Origin of the sequence: Leuconostoc sp. BM2 (assembly GCF_002095565.1) — a bacterium.
Taxonomy (GTDB): Bacteria; Bacillota; Bacilli; order Lactobacillales; family Lactobacillaceae; genus Leuconostoc; species Leuconostoc falkenbergense.
Map to the genome: position 1 here is coordinate 1 of NZ_MOWQ01000072.1, position 2,562 is coordinate 2,562.

General features: G+C 40.2%; 1 protein-coding gene and 1 pseudogene. One reads left to right on the forward strand and one right to left on the reverse strand.

Annotated features, from left to right (window positions below):
* Positions 1–112, forward strand: a pseudogene (locus tag BMG01_RS11090) (IS30 family transposase); the annotation flags it as partial.
* Positions 113–655: 543 nt separating this feature from the next.
* Here BMG01_RS11090 and BMG01_RS10270 read toward each other — a convergent pair.
* Positions 656–2,464, reverse strand: a complete 1,809-nt coding sequence (locus tag BMG01_RS10270) for a hypothetical protein (protein WP_080539899.1) — start codon at positions 2,462–2,464, stop codon at positions 656–658.
* Positions 2,465–2,562 lie beyond the last annotated feature (98 nt).

Here is a 2,562-nt window from a genome sequence, read left to right on the forward strand (position 1 = left end):
TAGCGCCAAAGAATTAGATCAAATTAATCATTGGATCAATGCGAGACCAATGAAAACACTCAACTGGCAATCACCACGAAAGGTTTTTCAGCAGTTTGCAGTGTTCGGTTAATTCTTGCAATCTACCATACGTATATAGTGACTAACATACACGTGAATATGTTTGTAATATACTGACGTGTATGTTATCCGTTAGACTGTTATTGACCTTGATATTAGACTGGATTTTAACTAAAACGATTAGTAAGATCTTCTCATAATATTGTGCTAATCAATTTAATTAATAGTCGTCAAGTAACTATGTCTGTCTCAATTGACAAGTGCGCTTGTTTATAATCGCACACAAAAAAGCCATCAATGGACGGCTTTATTTGCGCAGTAAATCAGGTTTGATTGACTCACTGTTTAACTTTAGAAAAATGCTTTGAAAAGCCATGCAACAACAGTAAATATATGAAGTGAGATATGATAATTTCTTGCAAGTTAATTGTAATTTTTGATGAAAGCAGACTACTGAATTCGCATGTCAAGACCTCTTCTGAACCTCTTAAATATACCACTTTGTGAAGAACAAAACAAGGTATATTGTTAATTATGTTATCGAATGATAAGGACAAAACAAAAAAACAATGCCCTGAGGCACTGTCAAATATTGTTATTTGTGGAACCACTTCTTGATTGGCTTGCGGAATCCAAAGGCTGCGCCTGCTAGTGCAATCGCCGCTGATTGCCAAGCACTTGTTTTCTTTTGTTCAACTTGAGGCTGCTTTATTTGCGCTGCTAACAAAGTCATCAATTGCTGGTTAGTTTCATCATGTGATGATGTATTGGGGGCATTTTGAAGCATTTGTAACTGTTGACGAAGTTGGGAAACCTCATCATTATTGACAGCATCTTTACCTTTTAATTGTTGCTCGAGGTTTAGATTAGTTTGCTTCAAAATCTGGACTTGTTGCTCAAGTTCACTGAGGCTACCAGCATGAGTTTTAGCACTTTCTAACTCAGTGGCACTGATCATCGCTTTTTCATGCTCTGATTGATATTGTGCCCGCTTGTTACTGATGTCTTCTTCCAGCTTTTGATGCATGTCTAGCAATGATTGTGTGTTTTGAGCTAATAACTCATCACGCAAAGCTTTAAGACTGGTTAGCGTCTCTGTTTGCGCTTGTGACGTCACTTCTGAAACCTGATCGTCTACTGTGGCTTGAAGATTACTTTGCAAGTCTTTAGAACGTTCTATAAACCAGTTATCCAGCTCTTGATTAACAGATACTTTCAAAGCCTCTAAGTCACTTACAAAGTCACTCTTGAGCGTTTTGAGTGTATTATCATGACGCGCATTCTCATCTTCTACAGCCGTGCGATAACCTGCTTCACGAGCTTGATGTGCTTGCGCATAACGGGTTTCAAACTCTGTTGCCCGTTCTTCCTTCATTTGTGCATCAACCGTCTCAGAAACATTAGTGTCACGTAACTGTTCAACTGCTGCTTTAGTCTTTGCTTGTTGTTGTTTCAACAAGTCGGACATCGCTTTGCGTATCTTTTGCGTGTAAATGTTGCTGGTATCATTCAAAAAGTCATTTGCTTTGGCTTTGTCAGCGTTCAAACGACTAACCACGTAATCGGGGTGTTCCGCAGGTAAATCAGCTTTGACATCACTCAATTCCAATGCATTTGGTGTCAGGTTGACACGATCAATAAACTTCTGTGTGGGATCACTTTCGGTCACGACACCCTCTGAGTTTTCTTGAGTCGGAACAACAGGTCGAACAATCGGCTTCACTGTTTCAGCAGTTGATGGTTGCTTTGGCTGGTCAACTATCTTAGGAATATCAGGTACAGTCTTTACGACCTTTTCCTGTGATTGGTCACTAGTTTCATTGTCAACATCTTGAACTAGTGGTGGCTTGACTTCAATCGTTGTGCGTTGGAACTTATTAGGCTCAACTGTTAGGACTTCACCAGTTTCACGCGCTTGTCTAAACTGTTCCTCAGAAGGTAAATCTGGCAAATCATCTGATGACAGACTACCATCAGCAAGCACGGCATCCATCAGCGGTTGTAAGGCTTCAACAATAATGTCATAAGTCATATCTTCATCTTGACGAATTTCTGTGTCGTTAAAAATATGATCAGCGGTACTAACAACAATGTTTTCAAAACCTGCTGTGAGTGTCGCTCTTTCCCAACTTAATCCGGTTGGTTCAGCACGACCTTTTTCATTAGTGATAAAGTAGACGACATTGCCTAAACGAACATCATGATCACCTGCCCGCACCACATCATTGACTAAACCAGCAGCGAATTGTTGTAGCCCTGACAGTGATACATTCGGCCAGATTTCACTTACCCCACTTTTTTCTGCCAGGTCTTGAATCATCTCATCATTGAGATCAATTTCAGTTTGTTCAACACGGGCAAAAAATGGATCACCGATACTAGTTTGTTTTTTCTTCCCAAACATATCTTATTCCCCCGTTCAGAATGGCCAGTTGATGACGTTTCCGCCACCAGCGGTTGTAGCTGTTTGCCAAATCCATGTCAGCAATAGTCCAGTTAAGG

Coding starts and splice junctions, on each gene's coding strand:
- BMG01_RS10270 (WP_080539899.1), bottom strand. CDS start 2,464: ATGTTTGGGAAGAAAAAACAAACTAGTATCGGTGATCCATTTTTTGCC.